Genomic DNA, 26,162 nt, shown 5'->3' with positions numbered 1-26,162 from the left:
CGCCCGATTGCACGGGTGGGTGACCTGGCGCCGGGCGCGGGCGTTGCCCTGGTATGACCCCCACTTTCTCGGCCACCGGGCGTCGCCGCCGCGTCTATGTCCCGCCCCCGGCAGAATCGGTTTCCCCGGGGCCTCCGCAGTACCAGGACCCGCCCATCTACCGCGCCATGATGCGGACCTGGGCCGATCGCGGCCGTACGCTGCCCGGGCGGCACGACCCCGAGTGGGTCCGGCTGGCGGCGCCCCCGGCCGGGCTCGGTCAGTTCGGCGTCGGGCGGGACCCGTTCGGGGTGAGCCCGGATCCCTTCGGCGTGAGCCGCGTGGGTTCCGACCCGTTCAGCGTGAGTCCGGACCCGCGAGGTGACGTGCGATGACCATCCGCTGGATCTGATTGGTGCCCTCGACGATCTGGAGCACCTTGGCCTCCCGCATATAGCGCTCGACCGGGAATTCCGCGGTGTAGCCATAGCCTCCGAGCACCTGCACGGCGTCCGTGGTGACCTTCATCGCGGCGTCCGTGCACAGCAGCTTGGCCATGGCGGCCTGCTTGGCGAACGGCCGGCCGGCGTCCCGGAGCCGGGCGGCGGCCAGATACAGCGCCCGGCCCGCCTCGATCTGCGTGGCCATGTCGGCGAGCATGAAGCGCAGGCCCTGGAAGTGGGAGATGGGCCGCCCGAACTGCTCCCGGCCGGTGGCGTACGCGACCGCCTCGTTCAGTGCCGCCTGGGCCACGCCGATCGCGCAGGCCGCGATGCCTAGGCGCCCGGAGTCGAGTGCCGAGAGGGCGATCGCGAAGCCCTGGCCCTCGTCGCCGATGCGCCGGTCGTCACAGACGCGGACGCCGTCGAAGTGGACCTGGGCGGTGGGCGAGCCCTTCATGCCCATCTTCTTCTCCGGCAACGCGGCGCTGAGTCCTTCGGCGTCACCGGGGACCAGGAAGGCCGTGATGCCGCGGGCACCCTCGCCGCCGCTGCGGGCGAGCACCGTGTAGAAGTCGGCGACGCCACCATGCGTGATCCAGGCCTTGGTGCCGGTGATCGACCAGTCTCCGCCGGCCTCGGGGGCGGTGCCTCCCGCCTCCCGCACGGCCTTGGTCCGCAGCGAGGCGGCATCCGAGCCTGAGGACGGTTCGGAGAGGCAGTAGGCGCCGAGGAGGCCGCCGCCGAGCATGGCGGGCAGATGCTCGACCTGCTGCTGCTTGGTGCCGTAGTTCGCGAGCGCGTGACAGGCGAGGGTGTGCACGCTGACGCCGAGGCCGACGGTCAGCCGGGCCGCTGCGAGCTCTTCTAGGACCTGGAGATAGACCTCGTACGGCTGGTCGCCGCCGCCGTACTCCGAGTCGTAGGGCAGGCCGAGGAGGCCCGATTCCGAGAGCAGGCCGAAGATCTCGCGCGGGAAACGCCCGGCGTCCTCCTCCTCGGCGGCCTTCGGTGCGATCTCGCGCTGCGCGATGTCGCGGACGAGCGAGATCAGATCCCGGGCCTCGTCCGTGGGCAGTTGACGGTCCACCGGCTGCGGGGCGCGGTCGGGCATGGCGACGCTCTCCTCCCTGTCGGGCACATCGGCGAACACACACCTGGGATGGGGCGGCCCCGCCGGGTCTCACAGTGCCCAGCCGATGCTGCCCCTCCGGGTCGCGGAAGCTGCAGATCAGCGGCTGTGGCGCTGTGAGTATGCCCGATCGGAGGCACCGAGTCACCAGTTAACGACCGCTTACTAAAAGAAAGGGAAATTGGTCCGAACCATTGACGCACTGGTCTAGTCCTCCTACTGTTCCTGCAACGCCTCACCGCGTTCATGCCAAACAGCGGCAGGGATCCGGGACCTGGCGTCCCCGCAGTGGCTCAGGCGCTCACCAGCAGGTCCAGCAGCAAGGCCCTCACACGTTCCCCTCTTCCCCACGAGGAGACACGATGTTCAGACCGCTCCGCTCTCGCGTCCGCTTCCGGACGCTTCTGTCCGCCGCGTGTTGTGCCGTCCTCGGCGCCGGGCTGCTCGCCGGCGCGGGCACCGCCACCGCCAGGGAGTCCGGCACCACGGCGGCCACGGCCGCTTCGGAGACCACCGCGGCCGCGGCCGGCTCCAAGGTCGTCGGTTACTTCACCGAATGGGGCACCTACGACCGCAAGTACTACGTCAAGAACATCGAGACGTCCGGTTCGGGTGCCAAGCTGACCCACATCAACTACGCCTTCGGCAACGTCACCGGCGGCAAGTGCGCGATGGGTGACGCCTACGCGGCGACCGACCGCACCTACACCGCGGCCGAGTCCGTGGACGGCGTCGCCGACACCTGGGACCAGCCGCTGCGCGGCAACTTCAACCAGCTGCGCGAGCTGAAGAAGAAGCACCCGGGTCTGAAGGTCCTCTGGTCCTTCGGCGGCTGGACCTGGTCGAGCGGCTTCGGGGAGGCGGCCAAGAACCCGGCCGCGTTCGCCCAGTCCTGCTATGACCTGGTGGAGAACTCCAAGTGGGCGGATGTCTTCGACGGCATCGACATCGACTGGGAGTACCCCAACGCCTGCGGCGCCACCTGTGACACCAGCGGCAGGGACGCCTACAAGAACCTGCTGGCGGCGCTGCGTGCCAAGTTCGGCACCAGCAACCTCGTCACCTCGGCGATCACGGCCGACGCCACCACCGGCGGCAAGATCGACGCGGCCAACTACGCCGGCGCGGCGCAGTACGTCGACTGGTACAACCCGATGACGTACGACTTCTTCGGCGCCTGGGACACGACCGGGCCCACGGCTCCGCACTCGCCGCTCAACTCGTACACGGGGATCCCGAAGGCGAACTACTACACCTCGGCGACCATCGCGAAGCTCAAGGGCCTCGGCATCCCGGCCTCGAAGCTGCTGCTCGGCATCGGCTTCTACGGACGCGGCTGGACCGGCGTCACCCAGGCGGCACCCGGCGGCACGGCCACCGGTCCCGCGACGGGAACGTACGAGGCGGGCATCGACGACTACAAGGTGCTGAAGACGAAGTGCCCGGCGACCGGCACGGTCGGCGGCACGGCGTACGCGAAGTGCGGCACCAACTGGTGGAGCTACGACACCCCGTCGACCATCGCGGGGAAGATGAGCTACAAGAACGCGCAGGGCCTGGGCGGCACCTTCTTCTGGGAACTGAGCGGTGACACTTCGAACGGCGAGCTGATCAAGTCGATCAACTAGCCGATTCGGTACGGCACTTGGGGCGGGGGGCCGGCGGCCTCCGCCCCTTGTTCATGTCCCCTGCCCGACGGGCCCGCCCCGCTTCAGGCCCCTCGGTGAACCCCCCGCGTCATTCGTCCCGACGGGCGGGCGCGGGGGCCACGTACGAGGGGTCGAGCTCCTCGATGGCGCGCAGGGTGCCGCCGAGCATCCGCACCAGCAGTTCACGCATCGCGTCGCGGCTCAGCTCCTGCCGGTCGATCCAGTCGAGGGTCGCCCCCTCGACACTGCAGAGCCAGCCGAGCAGCGCCGTCCGCGGCAGCGGGTCGACCTTGCGCCGCCCGTACGCCCCCTCGGCGATCGTCGCGATGATGGCCTCGCGCACGCCGTCGCGTATGGCGTGCACCTCGGCGTCGAAGCCGACACCGCCGCTGATGATCGTGCGGTAGGCGGCCTGATGGTGTTCGGCGTAGCGGAGATAGCCCTCGATGGTGCGGTGCACCCGGTCGGCGGGCGGCAGCTGGAGGCCACCGGCCGCCCGGGAGACCAGTTCGGCCACCGAGTCCTCGACGATGGCCAGGTAGTAGCCGCGCTTGGACTGGAAGTAGTAGTAGATCAGACCCTTGGCGACCTGCGCCTGCTTGGCGATGTCGTCCATCGACAACGCGTCGTACGACGTGTCGGCGAACAACTTCCGTCCAACGGAGATGAGTTCGGCGCGGCGCGCCACTGAGCGGCCGGTGCCGCGCGCCCGGGGGCGATCGAGGCCGCGCTGTTGACTATTATTCAATTTCGGCCCTGGTCTCCAACTGCCAACGGGACGTTCGCAGTATGGCAGACCTGAGTAACCGGGCTGTTCGACTCGATCGGCAACTCGGGCGTACGCCGGGGCACTTCCGCGTCAGCGCACGCAGGGCGGGGCGGCGGGCCGCCGGTGACAGCCCGACCGCATGGCGGCGCTCGTGTGCTCGTCCGGCGGCGGAGCGGCTCGGTTCAGAGCAGGCCGAGCTGTCAGAGCAGGCCGAGCTGGGTGACCAGCATCGCCAGGACCACGACGAGGGTCCAGCCCAGGGCGTGCTCCAGGATCTTCGGCCCGTCGTCCTTGGGGCCGCCCGTACGGGCACGGACACGGGCAGCGGTGGCGGAGGTCGCGGTCATGGCATCTCGCTGACGTAGTGGTGCGGTCGGTCCCCCGGCTGCCGTCGGCTCCCCACCGACCCGACCACCTTGCCACCGGATCGGGCCGCCGCGGGAGAGAGCTTGGTCACGCCGTATCCACCGGACACTTCGACCCTCTTCGAATGGACCGGGAATCCACAACGATGTGCGCGACCTGTGCGTCTCCTCACATGACAGTGGTCACACCACCCGCACCCGCCCGTGGTCAGTCAACCGAAAGGCCTCTGATGAGCACGTTCCGGACGCCTCGCCGCAGAGCCCGCCTCGCTCTGGCGGCGGCGATCACCGTCACCGCCGCGTTGACGGGTCCGGTCTCGCAAGCCGCCTCCGCATCCTCCGACGCCGCGTCCCCCGGGGCGGCAGGCCTCGGCGATCCGATCTTCCCGCTCGACGGCAACGGCGGCTACAAGGTGAGCCGCTACACCCTCGACTTCGACTGGCAGGCGCCGAGGACGCCCTTCGAGGCGTCCACGACGATCAAGGCGACCACGACCCAGGCGCTGTCCCGCTTCAACCTGGACTTCGCGGGCAACACCCTGCACACGGTCACCGTGGACGGAAAGGCGGCCAGGGCCGAGCGCGACGGCGACGAGCTCGTCGTCACCCCCGGCAAGCCGCTGGCACAGGGCAAACCCTTCACGGTCAAGGTCACCTACACCGCCGACCCGACCCAGATACGCCACCGCGACGACGCCATCGAGGACTACGGCTGGATCCCCACGCCGGACGGCACGGTCCTGTATCCGCAGCCCAACGGCGCGAAGCTGATCTTCCCGTCCAACGACCACCCGAGCCAGCGCGCGCCGATCACCTTCCACATCACGACCCCGGCGGGCCTGAAGGCGGTCGCCAACGGCAAGCTCACCGACCGCGTCGAGCAGTCCGACGGACGCGTGAAGTGGACGTACGACTCCGAGCAGCCGCTGGCGACCCAGCTGGCCCAGCTGGCGATCGGCAAGTTCACCTTCGTGGACAGCACCGGCCCGCACGGGCTGCCGATCCGCGACGTGGTCCCGGACGACCTGGTGGCGCCGACCGAGCAGTACCGCAAGCTCACCGCCGACCACATCGCCTGGCTGGAGGAGCGGCTCGGCCCCTACCCCTTCAACCGCTACGGCCTGCTCGTCGGCGACACCGACCTGGGCGTCGCCCTGGAGACGAACACGATCTCGCTGATCCCGAAGGCCGACCTGCTCGGCGACCAGGTCAGCGCCGAGCGGAACCTGGTGCACGAGCTCACCCACCAGTGGACCGGCGACAGCGTCGGCATCAAGACGTGGTCCGACCTGTGGCTCAGTGAGGGTCACGCCCGGTACTACGAGCGGCTGTACTCGGAGTCGCACGGCGGCGTGAGCTTCGAGGAGACCATGAAGACCGCGTACGCGGCCCACGACCAGTGGCGCCACGACTACGGCGCCCCGGCCGAGCCCACCGAGCCGAACCTGTTCAAGCGCATGCGGTACGACGGTTCGACGCTCGTCCTGTACGCGCTGCGGGAGAAGGTCGGCCAGGAGACGTTCGGAAAGATCGAGCGGGCCTGGATCGCCCAGTACAACGGAAAGACCGCGAGCACTCAGGACTACGTCAACCTGGCCTCGAAGGTCGCGGGCCAGGACCTCGACGGCTTCCTGCACCCGTGGCTGTACGGCGCGAAGACCCCGCCGATGCCGAATCACCCGGACTGGGTCGTGACCCCGGTCCAGAGCTGAACGACCGAACGGCCTCCCCCTTTTCATACGGGGGGAGGCCGCTCGGTCTAGCGGATGCCCACCGCCGCGAGCGCCTTGCGCTGCTGCGACGACGGCTGCGCCGGGAAGTACAGGTAACAGACGCCGCCGGTGCCGGAGACGACCTTCCCCGAGGCGTTGTACCGCTTGGTGCGCAGCCAGACGTTCTCCCACTCGCGCCGCTTGTAGACGCGGCGCACGGCGCTGTCGTCCGGCGACGCCGGATCGTTGGCGATCACATCGCCGTCGGCGGTGAAGCCGATGACGGTCATCAGATGGCCTGCCGTGCCGTAACCGGCCCCCGTCAGCTCCGACTTGAGGAACGACTGGGACGTTATGGCGGGGATGCCGGCGGCGATCAGCGTCTCCAGGTCGGTGAGCGAGCCGAGGCGGGTCACCACGCCCTGGAGATCCCGGTACGTCGCCGCGTAGGCGGCGTTGAAGGGCCAGTTGCCGCAGCCGTCGTACTGGTAGTCGAACGTGTAGCGGGCCGCGTGGCACACCTGGGGGTCCGCGTAGGCCGGGTCCACCCAGGCCAGTTGCTCCGCGGTCGGTCTGCGGCTCCAGAACTCGATGATCATCTGCGAGGAGGTGGGGCTGCACCACGCTTCGCCGCCGCCGTCGTACTCCGGGTACTGGCCGGCGTGGATCTCCTGCGAGTAGCGCGGCACCTGCAACTCCTGGGCGAGCCCGGGCGTGGAGGCCGGGACGGTGAAGCGGTCCGGGACATCGGAGCCCATCGCGCCGAGCCGCCACACGGTGGGCGTCAGCCGGGTGCCAGGGGTGCGGTACAGCGTCAGCCGCAGCCGGTAGGAGGCCAGGCGCAGGCCGGAGGCCGGGGCGTCGATGGAGAAGGTGTCCGTCCAGATGCTGCTCTTGCCGTCGCTCTGGTCGTCGACCGAGGTCCGCTTGATGTCCTGGTCACCGGCGGCCCAGCGGCCCATCACGTACCAGGGCGTGGCCGTGCCGTCGGAGTAGGTGCCGGTCAGCTCGACCTGGATCCAGGTGCCGGCCGGGGTGTGCGCGTTCCAGGAGGCGATGACCTCGGTGGCGGGCACGGTGAGCCGGTGCACCGGAGCCGTCCAGGTCGCGTACTCCCAGGTGGCGGTCTTTTTGGTGTGCGGGTCGGTGTAGTCCGTGGTGCCGGCCGGGGTGGCGAGCACCAGGCCCGGGCGGGCACCCGCCACGGCCCGGGTGCCCTTCGCGGTGCCACCGCGCCAGTCGGTGTACGAGGTCCAGGCGCGGTTGTCCACGAGGCCGTTCGGGGCTTTCACCGAGCGCGTCGGGGTGGCGGCGGCCGCCGGTCCCACGGACCCCGCGGCCGCCGCGGCGACGGCCGCGGCGAGGACGGTTCTGCGGGACGGTTCGGAAGCTCTGGTCATGGGTGGGTGACCCCCAGTTGGCCGGGAGGGGCGGTTCGGAAGGACGGCAGTGGCCCAACTATGGATGCCGGAAGCCGACTTCTGCCAGCACTTCGGCCGCCGCCGCGCCCACCAATATTGGTCGGGACCACTGGCATGACCTGGGGATCCCGGAACCAGCGCGCTTCCGGTCCACCGCGGACAGCGGCGGCGCGCGTCCCGTCCACGACATGCCTCGGCCCCGGCGCGCGGCAGTGCCGTGCGCCGGGGCCGGAGGCGGTCTCTCAGATGAGGTCCATCGCGGCGACCTCGTCGGGGCGGCCGTAGCTGACGGGCCCCTGGAAGCGGCGGCGCGCGGTGGCGAACCACCAGACGGTGGCGATGACCAGCACCACGGCCAGGGCGATCGACGCGTAGTTGAACGTGTCGACGGTGATCGGCGAGGCCTGGGGCAGCATGAACAGCACGCTGCTGAGCAGGATCCAGGTCACGGCGAGGATGCCGATGGGCTTGCTCCAGCGGCCCAGGTGCCAGGGCCCGGGCTGGAACTCGTCACCGAGCCGCAGCCGCAGGAAGATCGGCACGGCGTAGGCGAGGAACAGCCCGACCACGTTGACACTGACGATCGCCGTGAACGCGGTGTGGGACCACCAGCCCGGCACCACCAGGGCGACCGAGCAGCCGACCGCGAGCCAGACCGCCTTGACGGGCGTACGGGTGCGCGGGGAGACCGAGTGCCACCAGCGGGAGCCGGGCATCGCGCCGTCCCGGGAGAAGGCGAAGATCTGCCGGGTGTTGCTGGTCAGGTTGGCCAGACCGCAGAAGAGCATGGACCCGATCACGATCAGCAGGATCGCCTTTGCGGTGCCCATGCCAAGCCCGTCGATGAGAATCTGCACCGGCGGCGCCGAAGAGCCCGCCACGCGATCATAATCGTGAATGCTGTATACAAGCGCGAGCATGAGGATCAGACCGGTGATCGCCGAATAGCCGATCGCGCGCGTGATCCCCTTCGGTGCGTTGACCGTGGCCCGGACCGTTTCCTCGGACATGTGGAAGCTGCCGTCGAAGCCCGTGAACGTCCAACTGGTGACCAGCAGACCGAGCATGCCTCCGTAAAGCCCGTTGGTGAAACCGGTGTTGTTCACGAAATGCGTGACGAACGACGCCGACTGATGATCGTCGGGCATCACGATCAGTGTGCTCACGATCACGACGAGCCCCACGATCAGCCACCACACCGAGATTCGGTTGAGGAGCGCGACGAGCTGCACCGTGTAGGTATTGGCCAATCCCTGGAGCGCGATGATCACCGCCGTGATCAGGACGGTCTGATGGGCGGTCGGCTGGTACGAGTGCCACTGCAGGGCGATGAAGGCCTGGATGAAGGTCGCGGCCGCGTAGCCGGTGGCCGCCGTGCCGCCGACCTGGCCCACGAAATTCAGCCAGCCCGTGTACCAGGACCAGGCACCCTTGTGCCGCTTGGCCAGCTTTCCGGCGGAGAAATAAAGCGCTCCACTCGTGGGATAGGCGGAGGCGACTTCCGCCATGGCGGCGCCAATGAACAGCACCATCACCGAGACGCCGATCCAGCCGAAAACCAGAATGCGCGGACCGCCCGCGTTCATTCCGAATCCGAAGGACGAGAAAATACCGGAGACGATGTTGATGATGGTGAATGAGATCGCGAAATTGTCGAACGCCTGGAATCGACGCGTGAGCTTTCGCGGATATCCCATCGCATGGAGTGTGGCGTCGTCGTCGAGCTCGACGGGCGCCTCACCCCCGCGCTCTCTCGTACGCGGGGACGTTATCCGTTCTGACACAGCCGGACCTTTCTCGGGGGGTGGGATGTACCGGTGGACTGGAAGGTGGGCGATTCAGGCTGCCCCGGGCACGGGCAGGCCACAGGACCGCCGGGCCCGCGACAACTGCTCCTCGGGGGCGCCGAACACGCTCCAGGGCATGCGTGAGGCGTAGGGGCCCATGGCCATGAAGACCGCCCGCGCCTCGAACTCGCGCTGGGCCATGAACAGGGCGTGCGCCAGATACGCGAGGTCGATCACGGGGGTGAACCGGTATCCCGCCACGTGGGGAAGCCAGTTCTGGTAGATCGCGAGCGCCGTGGAGCGCCACTGGGGCTGCTCCCAGACGCGGTCGGCCAGCAGCTGGGAGGGGTCGTAGCTCTCGACGAGGGCGACCAGCGGCAGCAGCCGCAGCGGGGACGAGGCGGGCGCGCGCTGGCTGAGGAAGGCGGCGACGTCCCAGGCCGCGTTCACCGAACCGCCGTAGCGCGTGAAGAAGAACGCCAGGAAGCGGTGATGGCCCTCGCGGTGCCAGGGGTCGAGCCGCAGGATGTGCGAGAACAGCTGCCACGGCCCCGGCGGCGCGGTGAGCAGGCCCTGGGGCGCGGCCTCGCGGATCTGGTGCAGCCGGGCCATGGCCAGCTTGGCCACCCAGGGCGTGGGGTCGTACGGGGCCATCGCCGAGGCCCGGTCACAGGCGGCCAGCGCGATCCGCTCCAGCGCCTCGGCCCGGTCGTCCTTGCCGTCCGCCGCGCGCAACGCCCGCAGCACGGCCACCCGGGCCCACACCAGCGCGGCCTCGGGGCCGGGCTCCTCCTCCAGCCAGCGTTCCGCCAGATCGGAGTCGGCCGCCTCGGAGGCCAGCACCAGGGAGCGGTGGGCCCGCAGTCCGAAATCGTCGCGCGTCTCCGCCAGCGCTTCGTGTGCACTCAGATAGCGGCCGGCCCGCACATCCACGCATACGCTCGCAAGCCTGCGGTCGTCTGCCGCCGGATGCCACACATACTGCCCTTCGAATAGCCCCGCGGCCATGCTCCCCTGTCCATCCCCGTGCGTCACCGCACGCCGTGCCCATGCCGTCCGCGTTGAATTTCGGTCAAGGGCTTTCCCGGCCCCACACGGACAGCAACGCAAACACTACTCAGCATCAAGCAGAACCGGAACGCCGCTTCCGAAATGCCTGATTCCGGGATCCCTGCTTTTGGCGGACCTGAATGCCACCAACTGACCAGCCGTTCAATTCGGCGCCACCCGCTTCCCCCGGATTCACCCGGTATCAACCGCTGTAGAATGTGCGAAACGAATATGCAGACATCTCCTCGCACTCCGGGAACCGCCATCCACGACCTCGCGCGTTGCCTGCACCGCCTGCCGCCCTCCTGCGGCCCCGTCCGCCTGATCGGCGTCGACGGTCACGCGGGCTCGGGAAAGACCACCTTCGCCGGGCACCTGGCGGCGGAACTCGGCGGTGCGCCGGTGCTGCACCTCGACGACATCGCCAGCCACGAGGAACTCTTCGCGTGGACCGGCCGGCTGCTGCGCGAGGTGATCGAGCCGCTGCGCCACGGAGAAACGGCGCGCTATTTCCCGTACGACTGGAACGCCCGGCGCTTCGGGCCGACCCGGGCCCTCCCGCCGGCCCCCGTGATCCTGATGGAGGGCGTCGGCGCGGGCCGGCGCGTGTTGCGGCCGTGGCTGGCGGGGCTGCTGTGGATGGAGTTGCCGCGCGATGAGGCCTGGACGCGTGGGCGAGGGCGGGACGGTGCGGCGCTGGGCGAGTTCTGGGACGGATGGGTCCCCGCGGAGCGCAGGCATTTCGCCGAAGACCCTTCACGACCCTTCGCCGACGCATTGGTGCGGCAGTTTCCGGAGGGGTACGAGGTACTGCCGGGGCCTTCTGAGACCTCAGGACCTGGCCGCGCGCTCACCCAGGGTGACGGACCGTCCGCAGTGTGCTGAACTCGTGAAGACCCCTGTCCGAGAAGTTGCCTCAGTGTCCCAACTCGGCTTGACCGAGGGGCCGTACAGGTCTTACGTTCTGAATGTGCGGCCATTCGGAGCCGCCCAGAGACGCGAAGCCCCCGGTTGTTCCCCCGTGATCGGGGGCTTCGTTCTGTCCTGAGCCCACATCCTGGACGCTTTGAGCCGTCGATCGCTCACCCTGGGTAACCAATTCCGAATGCGCCCCGTCTGCTCCCACCTCGTGGAACGGGGTGTACGCACCCTACGGTCCGCCCCTCCCCCGCAGGTACGATGCCCCTCGGTGCGACCTTCGGACGGCTGCTCTGCGCACCGGTACAACTCCCGTCCGCTGCACAGCGGTTCGACGAAGGCTGCCGCGGGCACCGGCCCGGCGGCATACCCATCGGGGGCACGGTTTGTGGGGGACGTGATGGACTTCGGCACGCAGGGCCCCGAGGCCCCGGCCGACCTCGCCTGGCTGCGAGGTGTGGATGCCTACACGATGGGCGCCTATCCGCAGGCGGAGGAGGAGTTCCGGGCCGCGGTCCGCATGGATCCCGGAATGGCCGACGGCTGGCTCGGACTGCATGCGCTGCGGGTGGACACGACCACCGCGCTGCTGCGGATGTTCCGGCACCGGGACCGCTTCGGCGAACAGCGCTCCCGCCATCGGCGCACCCTCAACTCCTGGTACTGGCTGGGCTGGTGGGTGCAGCCGGTGCTGGAGAGTCCGCGCGATCTGCTGCTCGCGCACGCCTCGCACTGGCTGGACGGGCGCCATGTCCCGGAACTGGACCGGGCGTTGGCAGGTCTGCCGCCGGTGGACACCGACCCGCAGGTGCGTTTCCTGCACGCCTGCCGCGCCTATCTGGTCAAGGACTGGGAGCAGTTGGTCCGGCACACGGATCCACTGACCGACGATCCCATGCTGGGCATCGAGGCCGGACTCTTCGGCGGTATGGCCCGGGTACGGCTGGAGATGTTCGGGCACGCCGAACCGCTGCTGTCGTCCGCGCTCATGCGCTGCCGCAGCGAGCAGCCGCAGCGCAAGGAGCTGCGGTACTGGCTGGCGCGGGCGCACGAGGGCACGGGACGGTCCGCGGCGGCCCTGCCGCTGTACCGGGCGGTGCACAGGGTCGACCCGGCGTTCATGGACACCTCCGCCCGGCTGGCCGCGATCTCCGAGGGCGACGGGTACGACGAGGCCGCCGACCTCGCGGCGATCACCCTCGCCGGGGTCGGCCAGGACGTCATGGAGGGGCCGGACGGCGTGGACGCCCTCTTCGGCGGTGAGGGACGGGAGCTGAAGCTCTCGAACCCCGAGCTGCCGCCGCCCGGCGCACTGCCGCCCGGGACTGACTCGGTACGGGAGAAGGCCGTGGTGCCGGTGCAGCCGCCGCCGGCCGGCCCGACCGATCCCGCCCTCCTTGAGGAGGCACTCTCGGAGCTGGAGGGGATGGTCGGTCTCGAACCCGTCAAGCGCCAGGTCAAGGCGCTGTCGGCGCAGTTGAACATGTCACGGCTGCGGGCCGGACAGGGGCTGCCCGTGCAGCCGCCGAAGCGCCATTTCGTCTTCTCCGGTCCCTCGGGCACCGGCAAGACGACCGTGGCCCGCATCCTGGGCCGGGTGTTCTACGCCCTCGGACTGCTCGGCGGCGACCATCTGGTGGAGGCCCAGCGCGCCGACCTGGTGGGCGAGTACCTGGGCCAGACGGCGGTCAAGGCCAATGAGCTGATCGACTCGGCGATCGGCGGCGTCCTGTTCGTGGACGAGGCGTACTCGCTGTCCAACTCCGGCTACGGCAAGGGCGACGCGTACGGCGACGAGGCACTTCAGGTGCTGCTGAAGCGGGCCGAGGACAACCGCGATCACCTGGTCGTGATCCTCGCGGGCTATCCGGAGGGCATGGACCGGCTGCTCGCCGCCAACCCGGGGCTCTCCTCCCGCTTCACGACCCGCGTCGACTTCCCCTCGTACCGCCCGCTCGAACTGACCGCCATAGGCGAGGTGCTGGCCGCGGAGAACGGTGACGTCTGGGACGAGGAAGCGGTCGACGAGCTGCGCTCCATCAGCGGCCATGTCGTCGACCAGGGGTGGATCGACGAACTGGGCAACGGGCGCTTTCTGCGCACCCTGTACGAGAAGAGCTGCGCGTACCGGGATCTGCGGCTCACGGGGTATCCCGGTACGCCGTCGCGCGATGATCTGGCGACCCTCCGGCTGCCCGATCTGATGCAGGCGTACGGGGAGGTGCTGTCCGGGCGGGGACCGCGGGGCCCTTCGGGCGTGTGAACGTCGTCCGGCGTCCGGTCTCCGGACGGTTCGCTTCCGTCCCGTCCGTCCCTGGGGGCTCCGCCCCCAGCCCCCCGTACCGGCCTGAACGGCCTCGTCCTCAAGCGCCGGACGGGCTGAGAATCTCTCCCCGGCCGGAGTGAAAAGGTCCCCCGGGCCGGGCCTGAAGAGATACCCGGACGGGCTGAAAAGCTCCCCCGGCCGGAGTGGCAAGTGCTCAGCCCGGCCGGAGTGAGGAGTGCTCAGCCCGGCCGGGCAAAGACTTCTCAGCTCGCCAGGGCCTCCTCCGGTTCGGCTGCCTCGCTGATGCGGGGCTCCGAGACCGTTGCGGGCCGGGCCGCGTCGCGGTGGGCCGGGTCGCGGACCTCGCCGACGAGGAGCTCCAGGACGTCTTCCAGGGCGACCAGGCCGAGTACCTTGCCCGAGGCGTCGGCGACCTGGGCGAGGTGGGTCGCGGCGCGGCGCATCACGGTCAGGGCGTCGTCCAGCGGGAGTTCGGCCCGCAGGGTGGTCATATGGCGCCAGATCTGCTGCGGCACCGCCCGCTCGGACTCCTCGAGGTCGAGTACGTCCTTGACGTGCAGATAGCCCATGAAGGCGCCGTTCTCCGCGACCACGGGGAAGCGGGAGTAGCCGGTGCGGGCGGTGAGGGCGACGACCTGGCCCGGGGTGACCGAGGCGCCTACCGTGACCAGGGAGGCGGAGGCGAGGAGGACGTCCGTGACCGGGCGGGAGCCCAGCTCCAGCGCGTCCTCCAGCCGCTCCTGTTCGGCCGGCTCCAGGAGCCCGGCCTGGCCGGAGTCCTCGACCAGCCGGTTGAGCTGCTCGCTGGTGAAGACCGCCTCGACCTCGTCCTTGGGCTCGACGCGGAAGAGCTTGAGGATCACCCGCGCGCAGGCGCCCAGGGCGACCGTGACCGGCCGGCACAGACGCGCGAAGGCGACCAGCCCCGGGCTCAGCCAGAGCGCGGTCTTCTCGGGCGCCGCCATCGCCAGGTTCTTCGGCACCATCTCGCCGATGACGAGGTGCAGGAAGACCACGAAGGCCAGCGCGATCACGTACCCGAGGGGGTGGATCATGCCGTGCGGCAGCCGGACCGCCTCGAAGACCGGCTCCAGGAGGTGGGCAACGGTCGGTTCGGCGACCGCGCCGAGGGTCAACGAGCAGACGGTGATGCCGAACTGGGCGGCCGCCATCATCTGCGGGAGCCGCTCCAGGCCGTACAGCACCTGCCTGGCACGGGCGGTGCCCAGCGGCTCGATCTGGCTGCGCCGCACGGAGACGAGGGCGAACTCGGCACCGACGAAGAAGCCGTTGGCGAGGACGAGCAGGGCGGCGAAGAGGAGTTGGACGAGCGTCATCGGACCGCCTCCGCGGCAGCGGGGACGTCCGCGGTCCTGACCAGCCGGACGCGCTCGGCGCGGTAGTGCCCGACCTGGCGCACCGACAGACGCCAGCCGGGCAGCTCGGCCTTGTCGCCGGGCGCCGGGATCCGGCCGAGCAGGTCGGCGACGAGTCCGGCCACGGTCTCGTACGGGCCCTCGGGCACGTCGAGGCCTATGCGCTGGAGGACGTCGACACGGCAGCTGCCGTCGGCGTCCCAGGCGAGCCGTCCGTCCTCGGGCGGCGCGGCCGCGAGCTCGGGCAGGTCCTTCGCGTCGTGCTCGTCGCGGACCTCGCCGACGAGTTCCTCGACGATGTCCTCCAGGGTGACCACGCCCGCCGTACCGCCGTACTCGTCGACGACGACGGCGATCGGCTGCTGGTTGCGCAGCTGCTCCAGGAGCGGCTGGACGGGCAGGGTCTCCGGGACGAGCAGCGGGGCCTGGGCGATCCGGCCGACGGGGGTGCGCAGCCGGTCGTGCGAGGGCACCGCGAGGGCGTCCTTGAGGTGGACCATGCCGACGATTTCGTCGATCCGCTCCCGGTAGACGGGGAAGCGGGACAGACCGGTGGCCCGGGTGAGGTTGACGACGTCCTCGGCGGTGGCCGTCGACTGCAGCGCGCTGACCTTCACGCGCGGAGTCATGACGTGCTGCGCGGTCAGCTCGCCGAGCGAGAGGGTGCGTACGAAGAGGTCGGCGGTGTCCTGCTCCAGCGCGCCGGCCTGAGCCGAGTGCCGGGCCAGGGAGACGAGTTCGCCGGGGGTGCGGGCGGAGGCCAGCTCGTCGGTGGGCTCGACGCCCAGGGCGCGGACCAGCCGGTTGGCGACGGTGTTCAGCGCGGCGATCACCGGGCGGAACAGCCGGGAGAAGGCGTGCTGCGGGCCGGCGACGAAGCGCGCGACCTGCAACGGCCGGGACACCGCCCAGTTCTTGGGCACGAGCTCGCCGATGACCATCTGGACGGCCGAGGCGAGCAGCATGCCAACGACCACGGCGACACCGGAGACGGCGCCTTCGGGGACACCGATCGCGGTGAAGGGGCCGTGCAGCAGCTCGGCGAGCGCCGGTTCGGCGAGCATGCCGACGACGAGCGAGGTGATGGTGATGCCGAGCTGGGTGCCGGAGAGCTGGAAGGACAGCTCCTTCAGCGAGTTCACGACCGTACGGGCCCGTCGGTCGCCGTCGGCCGCGGCCTTCTCGGCGTCGGGGCGCTCGACCGTGATGAGGCCGAACTCGGCCGCGACGAAGAAGCCGTTGGCGAGAATCAGCAGGAACGCCGCCCCGAGGAGCAGCAGAGGGATGGTCATGATGCCGCCGCCTCGATGGGGCGGGAGGGGGCGGCGCAGGTACTACAGGACGATCCGTCCATCGCTGGAGGGAGTCACTCCTCGGGTAGCAGGATCCCCTGAGCACCGGGTGGCGCCGCAGGGGCGGAGGCGCAACGAAAACGCGTCCGTCACCAGATTAATCAAGACACGGGCTTGTACGTCAGGGGAGAATCCCCTGAGCCGGCCCCGAATGTCTGTGAGACCGCTCTCGGATCTACCCCTGACGCTGGTCGGGGTCGTGGATCGAGCGGGACTCGGCGAGGGCGCGCAGTGTGCGGGCGTCGTCGATGGCGTGCTGCTTGGCGATGCCCGGCTGGATGCCCAGGGCGGCCAGGCTGGTGCCGTCGCTGAGGTTCAGGAACACCCAGGGGTCGCCCGGGCGCAGATTGACCTGGAGGATCTCCGCCCAGTCCAGATGCCGGCTGCTGGCGATGTTGACGACGGTGACCCCGCTCTCGGCGGCGACGACCTTGGGCCGGGCGAGCAGGACCAGCACGCCGAAGAGCAGCGCTCCGGTGAAGACGAAGCTGGCGCGCTCCCCCGGGCTGAGCTGCTCCAGAAGCATGGCGACCGTGGTGATCACCACGAAGATCGAGGCGCCCGCCACCAGCAGGACGGCCCGCGTGCGGGACGGCCGGAAAGTGACGGGAAGAACAGGGAGGTCCGACATGATCGCGTTGCGCTTCCCGGTCAGAGGCGGCAGGCGTGGATCGCCGTGGTCAGGATGGCCCGCGCGCCGAGGGCGTACAGGTCGTCCATGATCCGCTGGGCGTCCTTGGCGGGGACCATGGCGCGGACGGCGACCCAGCCCTCGTTGTGCAGGGGCGAGATGGTCGGCGACTCCAGGCCCGGAGTGAGCCCGACGGCCTGCTCCAGGTGCTCGGCGCGGCAGTCGTAGTCCATCATCACGTACGTCCGTGCGACCAGGACGCCCTGCAGACGGCGCAGGAACTGCTGCACCTTCGACTCGGCGCTGTCGTCGGGCTCGGCTCCGACCCGGCGGATGACGACGGCCTCGGACTTCATGATCGGGTCGCCGAAGACCTCCAGGCCCGCGTTGCGCAGCGAGGTGCCGGTCTCGACGACGTCCGCGATGACCTCGGCGACGCCGAGCTCGATGGCGGTCTCGACGGCGCCGTCGAGGTGCACGACGGAGGCGTCGACGCCCTTGTCGGCGAGGTACTTGTCGACGATGCCCTCGTACGAGGTGGCGACGGTCATGCCGGCCAGGTCCTCGACGCTCTTGGCCGTGCCGGGCTTGGTGGCGAAGCGGAAGGTGGAGCGGGCGAAGCCGAGCGGGAGGATCTCCTCCGCGCTGGCCCCGGAGTCGATGAGCAGGTCGCGGCCCGTGATGCCGATGTCGAGCCGGCCGGAGGAGACGTAGATGGCGATGTCGCGGGGGCGGAGGTAGAAGAACTCGACCTCGTTGACCGGGTCGACGATGCGCAGTTCCTTGGACTCCCGGCGCTGCTGGTAGCCGGCCTCATGCAGCATCTCCCCCGCGGGGCCTGACAGGGAACCCTTGTTGGGGACGGCGATGCGCAGCATGAGGTCGGCTTCCTTCGTTCGTTCGTACGGTGCGGGAGGGGGAGGTACGGCTCAGAGGTGGGCGTAGACGTCGTCGAGGGTGATGCCGCGGGCGACCATCATCACCTGGACGTGGTAGAGCAGCTGCGAGATCTCCTCGGCGGCGGCTTCCTTGCCCTCGTACTCGGCGGCCATCCAGACCTCGGCGGCCTCTTCGACGACCTTCTTGCCGATGGCATGGACCCCCTTGCCGACCAGTTCTGCGGTGCGGGAGGTGGCGGGGTCGCCGCTGGCGGCCTTGTGCTGGAGCTCGGTGAAGAGCTCCTCGAAAGTCTTCTTGGACATGGTGCTGCCTACCCTACGCGTACGGGCCGGTGCCTCAGCGCCAGGGTTCGGATACTGAGCGCAGTGTGGCCGCGGTCGCCACGGCGGCGGTCACGGCCTCGTGCCCCTTGTCCTCCCGGGAGCCCTCGATGCCCGCGCGGTCGAGGGCCTGTTCCTCGGTGTCACAGGTCAGCACGCCGAAGCCGACGGGGACGCCGGTGTCGATGGAGACCTGGGTGAGTCCCTGGGTCACGCCCTGGCACACGTACTCGAAGTGCGGGGTCCCGCCGCGGATCACGACGCCGAGCGCGACGATCGCGTCGTAGCCGCGGCCGGCCAGCACCTTCGCGACGACCGGGAGTTCGAAGCTGCCGGGAACCCGCAGCAGGGTCGGCTCGTCGATCCCCAGCTCGTGCAGGGCGCGCAGCGCGCCGTCGACGAGGCCGTCCATCACCTTTTCGTGCCACTGTGCCGCGATGACCGCGACGCGCAGGTCGCCGCAGTTGCGTACGGACAGTTCAGGTGCACCCTTGCCGCTCACGTCTCTCCTCAGTGCTTTGCTTCGTGCTCTTACTGGTTGCCGCAGGTGGACACGGGGGCCGTGTCCAGCCAGGGCAGGTCGTGCCCCATCCGGTCCCGCTTGGTGCGCAGGTAGCGGAGGTTGTGCTCGCCCGCCTGTACGGGCATCGGCTCCCGGCGGGTGACCTTGAGCCCGTGCCGGACCAGGGCGTCGGTCTTCTCGGGGTTGTTGGTCATCAGGCGCAGGCTGTGGACGCCGAGATCCTCCAGGATCTGGGCGCCGGCCGCGTAGTCCCGGGCGTCGGCGGGCAGGCCCAGCTCCAGGTTGGCGTCGAGGGTGTCGCGGCCGCGCTCCTGGAGCTCGTACGCGCGCAGCTTGGACAGCAGGCCGATGCCGCGCCCCTCGTGGCCGCGCAGATAGACGACGACTCCGCGGCCCTCGGCCTGGATGGCGCGCAGCGAAGTCTCCAGCTGGGGGCCGCAGTCGCAGCGCAGCGAGTGGAAGACGTCGCCGGTGAGGCACTCGGAGTGGACGCGGACGAGGACGTCCTCGCCGTCGCCGATGTCGCCGTGCACGAGGGCGACGTGCTCCACGCCGTCGACGGTGGAGCGGTAGCCGAAGGCCGTGAACTCGCCGAAGGCCGTGGGCAGTTGCACCTCGGCCTCACGGCGCACGGTGGGCTCGGCGGTGCGGCGGTAGGTGATCAGGTCCTCGATGGAGATGATCGTCAGGCCGTGCTTGCGGGCGAACGGGATCAGCTCGGGCAGCCGCAGCATGTGGCCGTCCTCGCCGGCGATCTCAACGATCGCTCCCGCGGGCCGCAGGCCGGCGAGCCGGGCGAGGTCGACGGCGGCCTCGGTGTGGCCGTTGCGGACCAGGACGCCGCCGGCCCTGGCGCGCAGCGGGAAGACGTGTCCGGGGCGCACGAAGTCGCCCGCGGCGGCCCGGCCGTCGGCCAGCAGCTGGAGGGTGGTGGCGCGGTCGGCGGCGGAGATGCCGGTGGTCACCCCGTGCGCGCCGCTCGCGTCGACGGAGACGGTGAAGGCCGTCTTCATCGACTCGGTGTTGTGGTCGACCATCTGCGGGAGCTGGAGGCGGTCCAGTTCGTCGCCCTCCATGGGCGCGCAGATCAGTCCGCGGCACTCGCTCATCATGAAGGCGACGATCTCGGGGGTCGCCTTCTCGGCGGCGATGACGAGGTCGCCCTCGTTCTCCCGGTCCTCGTCGTCGACGACCACGACCGGGCGGCCGGCCGCGATGTCGGCGATGGCCTGCTCGACCGGGTCGAGCGCGAAGTCCGAAGCGTCTTCGTCATGGCCCGTGCTGTACCAAACCGGCGCCGTAGTCATGCCGGGACTCCTTCCAGAGCGGGCTGCGAACTCCGACGGGAGCGCAGCCACCAGTCGCGCATGCCCCACAGGACGAGCGCGCCGTAGAGGACGTAGACGAAACCGGAGAAGGCGAAGCCGTTGGCGAAGTTGAGCGGGACGCCCACCAGGTCGACCAGCAGCCAGGCGAACCAGAACTCGACCATGCCGCGGGCCTGGGCGTACATGGCGACGATCGTGCCGACGAAGATGTACGCGTCCGGCCACGGGTCCCAGGAGAGGGTCGGGTAGGCGGTGAACAGGCCGCCGACCGCGAGGGTGCCGAGCGCGGCGCCGCCGGCCAGCCAGGCCCGCTCGCGCCAGGTGGCGAACCGTACGGCGATGGAGCCGTCCTGCGCCTGGCCCTTGCCGCGGTTCCACTGCCACCAGCCCCACAGGGCGATGACGATGACCACGAGCTGCTTGCCGGCGCTGCCGGACAGATGGGCCGTGGCGAACGCGGCCAGCAGGATGACGCCGGACAGGAACTGGGCGGGCCAGGTCCATATGGAGCGGCGCCAGCCGAGCGCGAGGGCGATCAGACCGATCGTGTTGCCGATCATGTCGGACCACTTGATGTGCTGGCCGAAGAGCGTGAAGGCCTCGGAGTTGAGCCAGTTCACTGCGCCGCCCCCTGGGTGCCGGGCAGCCCGGCCGGCTGCTCCGCCCGCGCGCCGAGCAGCCGCTCGACGTACTTGGCGATGATGTCGACCTCGAGGTTGACCGGGTCGCCGGGCTGCTTGAGGCCGAGCGTGGTCAGCGCGAGGGTGGTCGGGATGAGACTGACGGTGAAGAAGTCGGGGCCCGCGTCGACCACGGTGAGGCTGATGCCGTCGACCGTGATGGAGCCCTTCTCGACCACATAGCGGGCCAGGTCCGCGGGGAGGGAGATCTTCACGAGCTCCCAGTTCTCGGACGGCTTGCGCTCGAGGACCGCGCCCGTGCCGTCGACATGGCCCTGGACGATGTGCCCACCGAGGCGCGCGCCCACCGCGGTGGGGCGCTCCAGGTTGACGCGGGAGCCGACGGACAGGACACCGAGGCTGGAGCGGTCCAGGGTCTCCGCCATGACGTCGGCGGTGAACTCGTCGCCCTCGTGCTCCACGACCGTCAGACAGACGCCGTTGACCGCGATGGAGTCGCCGTGCTGGGCGCCTTCGGTGACGACGGGTCCGCGGAGCCTGAAGCGGGAGGCGTCGCCGAGGTTCTCGACGGCGGTGATCTCGCCCAGCTCTTCGACGATTCCGGTGAACACTTCCCGGGTCCTCCTGCCACATAGGGGCACGGACTCCGGGGCCTGTCGATGACGACAGAATCAACGGGCAACGACATCAGGGGCGACGCCGGACGGAAGTCTGTCCGCAAGGAACAGACCTACTACGACGGCGTGCATGATGCCCGCCCGCCGCGCACTGCCTCCCATCCGGACTTTCACCGTCGGTCCAGGAATTTCACCTGGTCAACCGGCCACTGGATGCGGCCGGGTCGCGGACTGTAACCGCCGGTTCGGAATTACACCGACCCCGGAGTGCGCTGCTTCTGGTACAGGGCCAGTGTGCCACGCCCTGTTGTGGCCCATACAGGTGAACGTCTGTGGGCTGGCTCACAGAGCGTCTCGATGGACTTCTGCGCCTCCCCGCGGTCGCCAACTTCCGCGCACCGCCTCGGGCTTGATATTGGTCCATACCTATTGACCTGTATGGTCTAGTCCTCTTAGGGTCTGCGATCACTACTCGTTGAGCTCACCCCCACGACCGGCCCGGCGGCGGTGACGGAGGCCCTTGCCCCGCCGCCGGGCCTTCACCAGCGGACCCGAAGACGCCGGCGCTACCGCGAACGCGGCGCGAACAGGTCGTCCTGGGCACCGTCGCGAGCGGTCAGCAGAGCGCCGCGCAGCACCGCGCCACCGCCGAGTTCGCTCGCCCTGACCTCGGTCGGCAGCGGCGACATCCGCACCAGCCGCTGCGCGACGAGCGCCGCGAGCGGGTCCCCGCCCGCCCGTCCGATCTCGCCGCCGAGGACCACACAGCCGGGATCCAGTACGGCGATGACGGACGCGGCGCCGATGGCGAGCCGGTCGGCCAGCGCGTCGAGGAACCGGGCCGCGTCCGGTGCGCCGGGGGCCGCCACGGCCGCCCGGACCAGCGCCGCCGCGTGCGGCTCGTACGGGTCCGCCTGGGCCCGGATGCCGTACTCCGCGGCGAGTGACGCGATCGCGGCGGCGCCGCCCAGGGAGTGGAAACCGCCCTCGCAGTCCGTGGCCGAGGGCAGGGTCGCGGTGCCCGGGACCGGGAGGAAACCGATCTCGCCGGTGCCGCCGGAGGCGCCGCGGCGCAGGGCTCCGTCGAGGACGACGGCGGCGCCGGTGCCGTGGCCGAGCCAGAGCAGGACGAAGGTGGCGCGGTCGCGGGCGGCGCCGTCGCGCTGTTCGGCGAGGGCGGCGAGGTTCGTCTCGTTCTCCACCAGGACGCGGGCCGGGAGGCGCTCCTGGAGGGCCGCGACCAGCCGGCGGTGCCACTCGGGCAGTCCGGTGGAGTCGCGCAGTTCGCCGGTCGCCGGGTCGATGAGGCCGGGTGCTCCGACGCCGACCGTGTGCAGCCGCTCCGCCCCCGCCTCCTTGGCGACGCGCTCGACCAGCGCGACCGCCTGCTCGACGGCCGGTCCCGTGCCCGTGTCGTCGGTGATCGGCACGGAGGCCCGGGCCAGTTCCACCCCGAGGAGGTCCGACACCACGACGGTGACGCCCTCGGTGCGGACGTCGAGGGCCGCCAGGTGCGCCCGGTCGGCGACGATCCCGTACAACCGCGCGTTGGGGCCGCGCCGTTGCTCCCCCGACTCGCCCACGACCTCGATCAGGCCGGCGGCCGTCAGGCGTTCGACGAGGTCGGCGACGGAGGGCCGGGACAGGCCGGTGAGCTGCTTGAGCTGCCCTGCCGTCAAGGGGCCCTCCTGCTGGAGCAGACGCAGGGCGAGCCGGTCGTTGATGGCCCGGGCGGTGCTCGGGGATGCGGGCATGCCGGGATCCTTCCAGATCGGTGCCGCCGGGGCCCGCCCCCCCGGCGGCCTGGCAATCCACTATTTATCAGGCAGGGTTCCTGATAGTTTACGTCGGCAGTGCGGGGAAGACGGACGGGAGGGATGGCGGCACCATGGGTGAAGTGGTCGAAGTGGTCTGTGGCAGGCGCGAGTTGAAGCGAGCGCGGTACGCGGTGGCCGCTGTGTTCGCGGTGCACGGCGCGGTCACCGGCTCCTTCGCGACCCGCGTGCCGTGGATCCAGGACCACGCCTCGATCGGGGCGGGCCAGCTCGGCATCGCGCTCGCCTTCCCGGCGATCGGCGCGTCCGTGGCGATGCCCCTCGCCGGCCGGATCACCCACACCTTCGGCGCCCGGACGGCGCTGCGCGGCCTGCTCGCGCTGTGGACCCTCTCCCTGGTCCTGCCGTCCCTCGCGCCGAACCTGTACACGCTGTGCCTGGCCCTGTTCACCTACGGCGCCACGGCGGGCATGTCGGACGTGGCGATGAACGCGCTGGGCGTCGAGGTCGAGAACCGGCTCGACAGGTCGATCATGTCCGGGCTGCACGGCATGTGGAGCGCGGGAGCCCTGGTCGGCTCCGCGGCCGGCACGCTCGCCGCCCACCTGGGTGCGGACGCCCGCCTGCACCACGTGCTGGCGGCCGCGGTACTGACCGTGCTCGGCCTGATCGCGTGCCAGTGGGTGCTCGACCTGAAGCCCCTGGAGGACGAGGAACCGCCGCCGCGGTTCGCGCGGCCACCGAAGTCCGCGCTGCTCATCGGTGCGGTCGGGTTCTGCGCGGTGTTCGCGGAGGGCGCGAGCCTGGACTGGTCGGCCGTCTATCTGCGCGACCGGCTGGACGCGTCGGCCGGTCTCGCCGCGGCGTGCACGACCGGCTTCACGCTCACCATGGCGATCGCGCGGTTCGCGGGTGACCGGGTGGTGGACCGCTTCGGCGCCGTCCGCACCGTACGGGTCGGAGGCGTTCTCGCCGGCCTCGGCGGTCTGCTGGTGGTGTTCGCCGGGAATCCGGTGACGGCGATGGCCGGGTTCGCCCTGATGGGCCTCGGTATCGCGGTCGTCGTACCGCTGGCGTTCGCCGCGGCGGGGCGCAGCGGTCCGAACCCGAGCCAGGCCATCGCGGGCGTCGCCACCATCACGTACACCTCGGGTCTGGTGGCGCCGGGCGCGATCGGCACGCTGGCCCAGGCGACGAGCCTGATGGTGTCGTTCGGGCTGGTCACGGTCCTGGCGGGCGGTCTGGCCGTCTTCGCGGGGGTGCTGCGCGCGGGCGACCGCAACCGTCCGAAGGTCAGGCCGGCGCCCGCATCAGTTCCCGGCCGACAGCCCTGAACGGTTCGCTCCACGGCCTGGGGCGCAGCGTCCCGGCGTCGAGCCGGACGAGCACCCGGCTGCCGTGCGCGAAGGTCACGGCGCCGTCGGCCGAGCAGAACCGGAAGCCGTACGTCAGTCCGGTGTTCCCGAGCCGCTCCAGCCAGAGGTGGACGGCGTACGTCCCCGGCCGGTCGACCGGCGTCTCATAGCTGATCCGCAGCTCCTTGACGGCGTTGCAGAAGTCGCCCGCGGCCTCCCAGTCACCGTCGAAACCGAAGCCGCGCTCGCGCCACAGCGCGGTCCAGGCACGCTCCACCAGCACGGGGTAACGGGCGTTGTGGAGCAGGCCGAGCGCGTCCAGGTCGTCGAAGTGGACGGTGACGGGGACGAGCCGGCCGTGGGCGAGTGCGGGTGGTGCTTCGGCGGTCACGGGCGGGGCTCCTGAGGGTGCCGGACGGGACGGTGGGGGCACCCCATCCTAAGCAGCCGCTCAGGAGCCCCTGTCAGGGAGGACGCAGGTCAGCCCGCGATCGAGTCGAGCTGCTCGGCGGCCGGGCGCAGCGCCCACAGGTCGCCGCCGGGCGGTGTCTGCAGCTTCGGCACCGCGGCCCGGGCGGCCCGGTCCCCCGCGTCGGCGGCCGCGTGCACCACGTCACTGGCCGCGAACCGGTGGAACTCCAGCTCCGGATACGGCCACGGCTCGGCCCCCGTCGCGGCGGGCAGCAGATAGTCGACCGCCTTGAACAGGCTCTGGCCGTCCGGCCCCCGGTACGACCAGAGGTTCACGCCGACGTGACGGCCGATGTCCGCGAGCCGGGTGTAGGCGACGAGGTCGAAGGTGGAGTAGTGCCAGCTGCGGGTGCGGGCGAGTTCCTGCGGCTGGCTGCCGTCCGCGGCGATCTGCGGGTTGATGCGCCTGGCGCGCGCGTCGAGGACGGTCCGCCGCGCCAGGTCACGGTCGCCGGTCGCGTACGCCAGGCCGGCGAGCAGCATGTCGTAGAAGGTGCCGTGGTTGTTCTGGGCGGCACCTTCCTCCTTGCCGAAGGAGCTGTCCTTGAGCCAGTCCCGGAAGTCGCTGTTCCAGTCGAGCATCGCCGTACGGTCGCTCTTCGACCAGCCGGGAGCACCGGTGTTCAGGATCGCGATGGCGTCCAGGACGCTGGTGTAGGACTGCGAGAAGTCGATGATGCCGATGGCCCTGCCGTCGTACTTGCAGGGGATGAACTGCCCGTGGTCCAGGTTCGGGTTCATCCGGGTGCCGGGGGCGAGGAACCAGGTGCGCAGGACGGTGGCGGCCTTCTCGGCGTACTGCTTCCTGCCCGTGTAGTACCAGGCCAGCGAGAGGTCGTAGGTGGAGTCGAAGACCTTCTCCACGTCCTGGCGGTCGGTGCCGGTGTCGACCTCGGGATTGCGCTGGCCGTCGCGCTGGACGTAGGGGCAACCCCAGGGATTGTCCGCGGTCTTCGGCTGCGAGGGCCACCAGTAGGGGGCCTGGCTGAGGTAGTCGTGGACGTCGCCGCCGGGGGCCGGCTTCGGCTTGTCGACGACCGTCCAGGGGCCCTGCGTCAGCCAGTTGTCGGCACGGGCCGTCAAGTTCTTCAGTGTGCGGGTGAGTTGGGGATCCCCGTGGTCCAGGCGGAGTTTCGTCTGCTGCAGGCGCGCGCCGTCCAGGACGGCGGTGTCGGGGGACTTGGGCGCCGCGTGCGCCGCGGCGACGGGGACCACCGCGCCCGCGAGCGTGGCCACGGCGGCCAGGAGGACGCCCAGACGGGATCTCGCTCTCATCCAGCACTCCCATCAGATATATGAACCGAGTTCATGAGTAGGACCGTGCGAGCGTAGAGCTGCCAGCTACCCGTGACAATGCCTCCGGC

23 protein-coding genes and 1 riboswitch are annotated in these 26,162 nt (G+C 70.4%); of the genes, 5 read left to right on the top strand and 18 right to left on the bottom strand.

The features are described from left to right. Positions 1 to 336 precede the first annotated feature (336 nt). The gene (locus ACFVYF_RS36175; RefSeq protein WP_389462284.1) at positions 337 to 1,533 is read right to left on the bottom strand and encodes an acyl-CoA dehydrogenase family protein; all 1,197 of its coding nucleotides are present in this window, start codon (positions 1,531 to 1,533) and stop codon (positions 337 to 339) included. 380 nt (positions 1,534 to 1,913) lie between these two features. On the opposite strand from ACFVYF_RS36175, the gene ACFVYF_RS36170 reads away from it, so the two are divergent. Beyond that, positions 1,914 to 3,179, top strand: coding sequence for a glycoside hydrolase family 18 protein (locus ACFVYF_RS36170; protein WP_389462283.1), 1,266 nt, complete (start codon positions 1,914 to 1,916; stop codon positions 3,177 to 3,179). 109 nt (positions 3,180 to 3,288) lie between these two features. On the opposite strand, the gene ACFVYF_RS36165 is transcribed toward ACFVYF_RS36170, so the two are convergent. After that, positions 3,289 to 3,948 carry a TetR/AcrR family transcriptional regulator gene (locus tag ACFVYF_RS36165; RefSeq protein WP_389462282.1) on the bottom strand — a complete coding sequence of 220 codons (660 nt, stop codon included), beginning with the start codon at positions 3,946 to 3,948 and terminating at the stop codon, positions 3,289 to 3,291. A 221-nt stretch (positions 3,949 to 4,169) separates the two neighbouring features. After that, positions 4,170 to 4,316: an SCO1431 family membrane protein gene (locus tag ACFVYF_RS36160; protein ID WP_383289274.1), complete on the bottom strand. Its 147-nt coding sequence runs from the start codon at positions 4,314 to 4,316 to the stop codon at positions 4,170 to 4,172. Between the two features lie 248 nt (positions 4,317 to 4,564). Here ACFVYF_RS36160 and ACFVYF_RS36155 point away from each other — a divergent pair, with 248 nt between their 5' ends. Next, the gene (locus ACFVYF_RS36155; protein WP_389462281.1) at positions 4,565 to 6,046 is read left to right on the top strand and encodes a M1 family metallopeptidase; all 1,482 of its coding nucleotides are present in this window, start codon (positions 4,565 to 4,567) and stop codon (positions 6,044 to 6,046) included. A gap of 47 nt (positions 6,047 to 6,093) precedes the next feature. Here ACFVYF_RS36155 and ACFVYF_RS36150 read toward each other — a convergent pair whose 3' ends face one another. The 3 genes from ACFVYF_RS36150 to ACFVYF_RS36140 all read right to left on the bottom strand — a co-directional run bounded on the left by ACFVYF_RS36150 (position 6,094) and on the right by ACFVYF_RS36140 (position 10,262). Beyond that, positions 6,094 to 7,446: a peptidase C39 family protein gene (locus tag ACFVYF_RS36150; protein WP_389462280.1), complete on the bottom strand. Its 1,353-nt coding sequence runs from the start codon at positions 7,444 to 7,446 to the stop codon at positions 6,094 to 6,096. Between the two features lie 263 nt (positions 7,447 to 7,709). Continuing rightward, positions 7,710 to 9,251, bottom strand: coding sequence for an amino acid permease (locus ACFVYF_RS36145; RefSeq protein WP_389462279.1), 1,542 nt, complete (start codon positions 9,249 to 9,251; stop codon positions 7,710 to 7,712). Between the two features lie 54 nt (positions 9,252 to 9,305). Further along, a complete protein-coding gene (locus ACFVYF_RS36140) occupies positions 9,306 to 10,262 on the bottom strand; it encodes a hypothetical protein (RefSeq protein ID WP_389462278.1) in 957 nt (318 codons plus the stop codon). A 273-nt stretch (positions 10,263 to 10,535) separates the two neighbouring features. On the opposite strand from ACFVYF_RS36140, the gene ACFVYF_RS36135 reads away from it, so the two are divergent. Both ACFVYF_RS36135 and ACFVYF_RS36130 read left to right on the top strand, forming a co-directional pair. After that, entirely contained in the window at positions 10,536 to 11,189 is a 654-nt protein-coding gene (locus ACFVYF_RS36135; RefSeq protein WP_389462277.1) for a uridine kinase, read from the top strand. Positions 11,190 to 11,622: 433 nt separating this feature from the next. Then, positions 11,623 to 13,485, top strand: a complete 1,863-nt coding sequence (locus ACFVYF_RS36130) for an AAA family ATPase (protein ID WP_389462276.1) — start codon at positions 11,623 to 11,625, stop codon at positions 13,483 to 13,485. 266 nt (positions 13,486 to 13,751) lie between these two features. On the opposite strand, the gene ACFVYF_RS36125 is transcribed toward ACFVYF_RS36130, so the two are convergent. The 10 genes from ACFVYF_RS36125 to ACFVYF_RS36080 all read right to left on the bottom strand — a co-directional run bounded on the left by ACFVYF_RS36125 (position 13,752) and on the right by ACFVYF_RS36080 (position 22,951). Then, positions 13,752 to 14,846, bottom strand: a complete 1,095-nt coding sequence (locus ACFVYF_RS36125; RefSeq protein ID WP_389462275.1) for a hemolysin family protein — start codon at positions 14,844 to 14,846, stop codon at positions 13,752 to 13,754. Continuing rightward, complete coding sequence (locus ACFVYF_RS36120; protein ID WP_389462274.1) at positions 14,843 to 16,177, bottom strand: hemolysin family protein; 1,335 nt, start codon at positions 16,175 to 16,177, stop codon at positions 14,843 to 14,845. Before ACFVYF_RS36120 ends, ACFVYF_RS36125 begins: the two co-directional genes overlap by 4 nt. A 235-nt stretch (positions 16,178 to 16,412) precedes the next feature. After that, positions 16,413 to 16,868, bottom strand: a complete 456-nt coding sequence (locus tag ACFVYF_RS36115; protein ID WP_389462273.1) for a PH domain-containing protein — start codon at positions 16,866 to 16,868, stop codon at positions 16,413 to 16,415. Positions 16,869 to 16,888: 20 nt separating this feature from the next. Further along, entirely contained in the window at positions 16,889 to 17,746 is an 858-nt protein-coding gene (gene hisG / locus ACFVYF_RS36110) for an ATP phosphoribosyltransferase (protein WP_389462272.1), read from the bottom strand. Positions 17,747 to 17,797: 51 nt separating this feature from the next. Next, on the bottom strand, positions 17,798 to 18,070 hold the full coding sequence (locus tag ACFVYF_RS36105; RefSeq protein ID WP_121404457.1) for a phosphoribosyl-ATP diphosphatase: 273 nt from the start codon (positions 18,068 to 18,070) through the stop codon (positions 17,798 to 17,800). Between the two features lie 34 nt (positions 18,071 to 18,104). Next, a complete protein-coding gene (gene ribH, locus ACFVYF_RS36100) occupies positions 18,105 to 18,590 on the bottom strand; it encodes a 6,7-dimethyl-8-ribityllumazine synthase (protein ID WP_121404456.1) in 486 nt (161 codons plus the stop codon). A gap of 29 nt (positions 18,591 to 18,619) precedes the next feature. Beyond that, a complete protein-coding gene (locus ACFVYF_RS36095; RefSeq protein ID WP_389462271.1) occupies positions 18,620 to 19,918 on the bottom strand; it encodes a bifunctional 3,4-dihydroxy-2-butanone-4-phosphate synthase/GTP cyclohydrolase II in 1,299 nt (432 codons plus the stop codon). Further along, complete coding sequence (locus tag ACFVYF_RS36090; RefSeq protein WP_389462270.1) at positions 19,915 to 20,559, bottom strand: nicotinamide riboside transporter PnuC; 645 nt, start codon at positions 20,557 to 20,559, stop codon at positions 19,915 to 19,917. Before ACFVYF_RS36090 ends, ACFVYF_RS36095 begins: the two co-directional genes overlap by 4 nt. Further along, positions 20,556 to 21,191, bottom strand: a complete 636-nt coding sequence (locus ACFVYF_RS36085) for a riboflavin synthase (RefSeq protein ID WP_389462269.1) — start codon at positions 21,189 to 21,191, stop codon at positions 20,556 to 20,558. The genes ACFVYF_RS36090 and ACFVYF_RS36085 overlap by 4 nt, the downstream gene beginning before the upstream one ends. Before the next feature lie 150 nt (positions 21,192 to 21,341). Next, positions 21,342 to 21,472, bottom strand: a riboswitch (FMN riboswitch). Positions 21,473 to 21,763: 291 nt separating this feature from the next. Then, positions 21,764 to 22,951 carry an ROK family transcriptional regulator gene (locus tag ACFVYF_RS36080; RefSeq protein WP_389462268.1) on the bottom strand — a complete coding sequence of 396 codons (1,188 nt, stop codon included), beginning with the start codon at positions 22,949 to 22,951 and terminating at the stop codon, positions 21,764 to 21,766. Positions 22,952 to 23,085: 134 nt separating this feature from the next. Between ACFVYF_RS36080 and ACFVYF_RS36075 the strand changes: the two genes are divergently transcribed. Continuing rightward, a complete protein-coding gene (locus ACFVYF_RS36075) occupies positions 23,086 to 24,306 on the top strand; it encodes an MFS transporter (RefSeq protein WP_389462267.1) in 1,221 nt (406 codons plus the stop codon). On the opposite strand, the gene ACFVYF_RS36070 is transcribed toward ACFVYF_RS36075, so the two are convergent. Then, on the bottom strand, positions 24,266 to 24,718 hold the full coding sequence (locus ACFVYF_RS36070) for an acyl-CoA thioesterase (RefSeq protein ID WP_389462266.1): 453 nt from the start codon (positions 24,716 to 24,718) through the stop codon (positions 24,266 to 24,268). The two genes, ACFVYF_RS36075 and ACFVYF_RS36070, sit on opposite strands and share 41 nt — an antisense overlap. An 89-nt stretch (positions 24,719 to 24,807) precedes the next feature. Further along, positions 24,808 to 26,073: an alginate lyase family protein gene (locus ACFVYF_RS36065; protein ID WP_389462265.1), complete on the bottom strand. Its 1,266-nt coding sequence runs from the start codon at positions 26,071 to 26,073 to the stop codon at positions 24,808 to 24,810. Positions 26,074 to 26,162: the final 89 nt, after the last annotated feature.

Origin of the sequence: Streptomyces sp. NPDC058274 (assembly GCF_042881375.1) — a bacterium.
GTDB lineage: Bacteria > Actinomycetota > Actinomycetes > Streptomycetales > Streptomycetaceae > Streptomyces.
This window is presented reverse-complemented; position numbering and strand designations above follow the sequence as displayed.